The organism is Mycobacterium sp., assembly GCF_039583805.1.
Taxonomy (GTDB): domain Bacteria; phylum Actinomycetota; class Actinomycetes; order Mycobacteriales; family Mycobacteriaceae; genus Mycobacterium.
Window position 1 is genome coordinate 1 of record NZ_JAVKSH010000170.1, and the last position, 4,439, is coordinate 4,439.

Annotated in this window: 5 protein-coding genes; 2 read left to right on the top strand and 3 right to left on the bottom strand. The window is 69.1% G+C overall.

All coding sequences use genetic code 11. The features are described 5' to 3' along the window. Positions 1-383 precede the first annotated feature (383 nt). On the bottom strand, positions 384-548 hold the full coding sequence (locus ABDW21_RS16370; protein WP_343603029.1) for a hypothetical protein: 165 nt from the start codon (positions 546-548) through the stop codon (positions 384-386). 87 nt (positions 549-635) lie between these two features. After that, a complete protein-coding gene (gene arc, locus ABDW21_RS16375; RefSeq protein WP_343603030.1) occupies positions 636-2,462 on the bottom strand; it encodes a proteasome ATPase in 1,827 nt (608 codons plus the stop codon). 243 nt (positions 2,463-2,705) lie between these two features. On the opposite strand from arc, the gene ABDW21_RS16380 reads away from it, so the two are divergent. Then, positions 2,706-3,239 (top strand): hypothetical protein, encoded by a 534-nt coding sequence (locus tag ABDW21_RS16380; RefSeq protein ID WP_343603032.1) that lies wholly within the window; start codon positions 2,706-2,708, stop codon positions 3,237-3,239. A 4-nt stretch (positions 3,240-3,243) separates the two neighbouring features. Then, positions 3,244-3,537 carry a DUF503 family protein gene (locus ABDW21_RS16385; RefSeq protein ID WP_343603033.1) on the top strand — a complete coding sequence of 98 codons (294 nt, stop codon included), beginning with the start codon at positions 3,244-3,246 and terminating at the stop codon, positions 3,535-3,537. Between the two features lie 7 nt (positions 3,538-3,544). Here ABDW21_RS16385 and trmI read toward each other — a convergent pair whose 3' ends face one another. Beyond that, positions 3,545-4,378 carry a tRNA (adenine(58)-N(1))-methyltransferase TrmI gene (gene trmI, locus ABDW21_RS16390; protein WP_343603034.1) on the bottom strand — a complete coding sequence of 278 codons (834 nt, stop codon included), beginning with the start codon at positions 4,376-4,378 and terminating at the stop codon, positions 3,545-3,547. Between the last annotated feature and the right edge of the window lie 61 nt (positions 4,379-4,439).

Below are 4,439 nucleotides of genomic sequence, written 5' to 3' on the forward strand. Positions count from 1 at the left end.
GCATCCCGAACTCCTCACCTGTGTGGGGCGTGCCCATCGCATTCACGTAATTTCAGTCACACTGATTGACTTTCGTCGCATCTGAAACACGATGAAGTAACCGTTTGAGCTCGATCGAGCGTGGCTGCGCGGCCCGCGGCCGGCGATGAGCTAGTGACGCGGCAGCGCCGATTGGCGGAAGTACCGCCGGCGTTCGCGTCGCGGCCGCCGTTCGACGGCCTCATTCAGCTCGGAGACGTCAGCCGCCCGTCGTCACCCGGCCCGACGAGCACCCAGCGCCCCAGGGCCGGCTGACCTCGGCCGCCGCCTGGATGCTCGAGTACGGGCCGGCAATCCCGTTATAGGTGCCGACAAGCAGGACCGCGCGGCCGCGGGAACTCGGTTCACTGCTGGGCGTAGTCCAGCCCGCTGATCGGCACGACGTCCTTGAGGAAGCCGCGAACCGACAGGTAGTCGTTGAAATAGTCGCGGTGCTCGTCGCACGCCAGCCATGTTTTTCGCCGGTCCGGGGCGTGGATCTTCGGGTTGTTCCACAGCAACGCCCACACTGCCGGTGCCCGGCATCCCGTCCGGGAGCAGACGAGCTGCCCGACGGGCGGGGACGATGCGCCGTGGTCAACCACTGCCCGGGCCGGCTACAGGTACTGCCCCAGGTTGGACTCGGTGTCGATGGCGCGCGACGCGCTCGAGCTCTTGCCGGTGACCAAGGTGCGGATGTAGACGATCCGCTCGCCCTTCTTGCCCGAGATCCGTGCCCAGTCATCGGGATTGGTGGTGTTGGGCAGGTCCTCGTTCTCGGCGAACTCGTCGACGATGGAGTCGAGCAGATGCTGGATGCGCAGGCCCGGCTGGCCGGTTTCCAGCACCGACTTGATCGCGTTCTTCTTCGCCCGGTCGACAACGTTCTGGATCATGGCCCCGGAGTTGAAGTCCTTGAAGTACATGACTTCCTTGTCGCCGTTGGCGTAGGTGACCTCCAGGAACCGGTTGTCATCGATCTCGGCGTACATCCGGTCGACGACCTTCTCGATCATCGCCTTGATGCACGCCGAGCGGTCGCCGTCGAATTCGGCGAGGTCGTCGACGTGGATCGGCAGGGCCTCGGTGAGGTACTTGGAGAAGATGTCCTGTGCGGACTCGGCGTCCGGGCGTTCGATCTTGATCTTGACGTCGAGGCGGCCGGGCCGCAGGATCGCCGGGTCGATCATGTCCTCACGGTTGGACGCGCCGATCACGATGACGTTCTCCAGGCCCTCCACGCCGTCGATCTCGCTCAGCAGCTGCGGCACGACCGTCGTCTCCACGTCGGAGGAGACCCCGGTGCCGCGGGTGCGGAAAATCGAGTCCATCTCGTCGAAGAACACGATCACCGGAGTGCCTTCGGAGGCCTTCTCGCGGGCCCGCTGGAAGATCAGCCGGATGTGCCGCTCAGTCTCTCCGACGAACTTGTTCAGCAGCTCCGGGCCCTTGATGTTGAGGAAGTACGACTTGGCCTCGCGGGAGTCGTCGCCGCGCACCTCGGCCATCTTCTTGGCCAGCGAGTTGGCGACGGCCTTGGCGATCAGCGTCTTGCCGCAGCCGGGCGGACCGTAGAGCAGCACGCCCTTGGGCGGACGCAGGGCGTACTCGCGGTAGAGCTCCTTGTGCAGGAACGGCAGCTCGACGGCGTCGCGGATCTGCTCGATCTGCCGTCCCAACCCGCCGATGTCGTCGTAGGTGACGTCGGGCACCTCTTCGAGCACCAGGTCCTCGACCTCGGCTTTGGGGATGCGCTCGAACGCATACCCGGCTTTGGTGTCGACCAGCAGCGAGTCGCCGGGACGCAGCTTGCGGGGGCAGGTGTCGTCGTTGAGGGCGTCGGGGACGCCGTCGGGCAGGTCCTCGGCGACCAGCGGGTCGGCCAGCCAGACGATGCGCTCCTCGTCGGCGTGGCCGATGACCAGCGCGCGGTGGCCGTCGGCCAGGATCTCGCGCAGGGTGGAGATCTCACCGACGGATTCGAACCTGCCGGCCTCGACGACCGTGAGCGCTTCGTTCAGCCGAACCGTCTGGCCCTTCTTCAGCGACGCTACGTCGATGTTGGGCGAGCACGTCAGGCGCATCTTGCGGCCGGAGGTGAACACGTCGACCGTGTCGTCGTCGTGGGTGGACAGCAGCACCCCGTAGCCGCTGGGCGGCTGACCCAGCCGGTCGACCTCTTCGCGCAGTGCCAGCAGTTGCTGCCGGGCCTCTTTGAGGGTCTCCATCAGCTTCGAGTTGCGGGCCGCGAGCGAGTCGATCCGGGCTTCGAGCTGATGCAGGTCGTGGGCACTGCGCGCGGCGCTCTGCGACCCGACGGCGTTTTCCAGTTGCTCACGCAGGATCGCCGCTTCGCGGCGCAACTCGTTCAGCTCGGCGGCATCGTCGCTGGACGAGTCTCCCCCTCGGGAGGTTCCGAACACTTCACGCTCTGACTCACCCATGGTGCGCTCCTCTCCCGCGCCGGAGAGGGCGCGGCGGATACGTCAACGCTACCGGCGATTCACGATTCCTGCGCGAACTAAAGGCACGGCACACCGGCACCGGCGTTAACATCGCTCGTGTGCCGGACCGTCGGAGGGAAGCGGTGAGCGTGAACCCATTCGCTCTCGGCCCGGCGGCCGGGCCGGCGTGCGGTTCGGCGATCGCGAAGCCGCGGGCCGTCCGAGCGGCAGGGTGACCGCCGGATGCGTCGGCGATCCGCCCCGGCCGTGAGCGCCGGCATGATTGCGGCGGTGCTCGCGCTGCCGGGGTGCTCCGGCGGTGAGCCCGGCGGCGCCGGACCGGCGACGGTGCCGACGGTGTCGTCGCCGCCGCTGCGGGCGGCGCCGGCGCCGCTGCCCTTCCCCGAGGCGCTGACCGCCGTGCTGTATCGGCTCGCCGACCCGGAGGTGCCCGGAACCGACAAAGTGAGCCTGGTCGAAGGCGCAACCGCCGACAATGCCGGCGCCCTGGACAAATTCGCCACCGCGCTGCGCGACGGCGGCTACGCGCCGGTGACCTTCGACGCCCACGATGTCGCCTGGTCGGAGCGCAATCCCGCGAACGCGGTGGCGACCGTCAACGTCTCGGGACCCGACGACGGCGGCGGATTCTCCTTCCCCATGGAGTTCACGCAGCACCAGGGCGCGTGGCAGCTGTCCCGGCAGACGGCCGCCACACTCCTCGCGTTCGGGACCCCGCAGGCCGGCCCGGCGCCGACACCGACCCCGCCGTCATAGCTGGATGTGGATCGGTTGGCTCGAGTTCGACCTGCTGCTCGGTGACGTGCGCTCGCTGAAGCAGAAGCGCTCGGCGATCCGCCCGGCGGTGGCCGAACTGCAACGCAAATTCAGCGTGTCGGCGGCCGAGACCGGCTCGCACGACCTGCACCGGCGGGCGGGTATCGGGGTGGCGCTGGTGTCCGCCGACCGTGCCCACGCGGTCGAGGTGCTCGACGCAGCCGAGCGGTTGATGGCCGCCCGCCCGGAGTTCGAGCTGCTGTCGGTGCGCCGTGGCCTGCACCGCAGCGACGACTGATCCGGGCCTACCGCGTGCGGCGCCGTGGAGCGGGCGCGACGGTGCCCGGGGCCAGCCGGCGCGTCCACACCAGGAATGCGGTGTGGCCGCGCATGGCGTGCTGCGGGCGCACGGCCAGGCCGACGACGTTCCAGCCGCGCTGCAGCGTCTCCCAGGCGCGCGGTTCCGTCCAGCACCGTCGGTCGCGCAGCGCCTCCACCGTCTTCGACAGCTGGGTGACGGTGGCCAGGTAGATCATCAGCACACCGCCGGACACCAGCACCCGCGCCGCCGTGTCGAGCGTGTCCCAGGGTGCCAGCATGTCCAACACCACCCGGTCGACGGAACCGTCGGGCAGGGTGCAGTCGGCGACGTCGGCAACCTCCAGCCGCCAGTTGTCCGGTGCGCCGCCGAAGAACGTCTCCACGTTGCGGCGGGCGTGCTCGGCGTGGTCGGATCGCAGCTCGTATGACGTCACCCGGCCGTGCGGGCCGGCGGCGCGCAGCAGCGAGCAGGTCAGCGCCCCGGAGCCGGCGCCGGCCTCCAGAACCCGGGCGCCCGGGAAGATGTCGCCCTCGTGCACGATCTGGGCGGCGTCCTTGGGATAGACCACCTGGGCGCCGCGCGGCATCGACATCACGTAGTCGACCAGCAGCGGGCGCAGCACCAGGAACTGGTCGCCGTTCGGCGACCTCACCACGCTGCCCTCGGGCAGCCCGATCACCGCGTCGTGGGCGATCGCGCCGCGGTGGGTGTGGAATTCCCCGCCCGGGGTGAGCAGCATGGTGTAGTGCCGGCCTTTGGCGTCGGTGAGCTGCACACGATCGCCGACGGCGAATGGGCCGGTGGCGGAGACACCCATCCGGGCAACGCTAGCCTGCCGGCAGGGGCGCCGGAGAATGTGCGCGCCCTTATCGGGACGT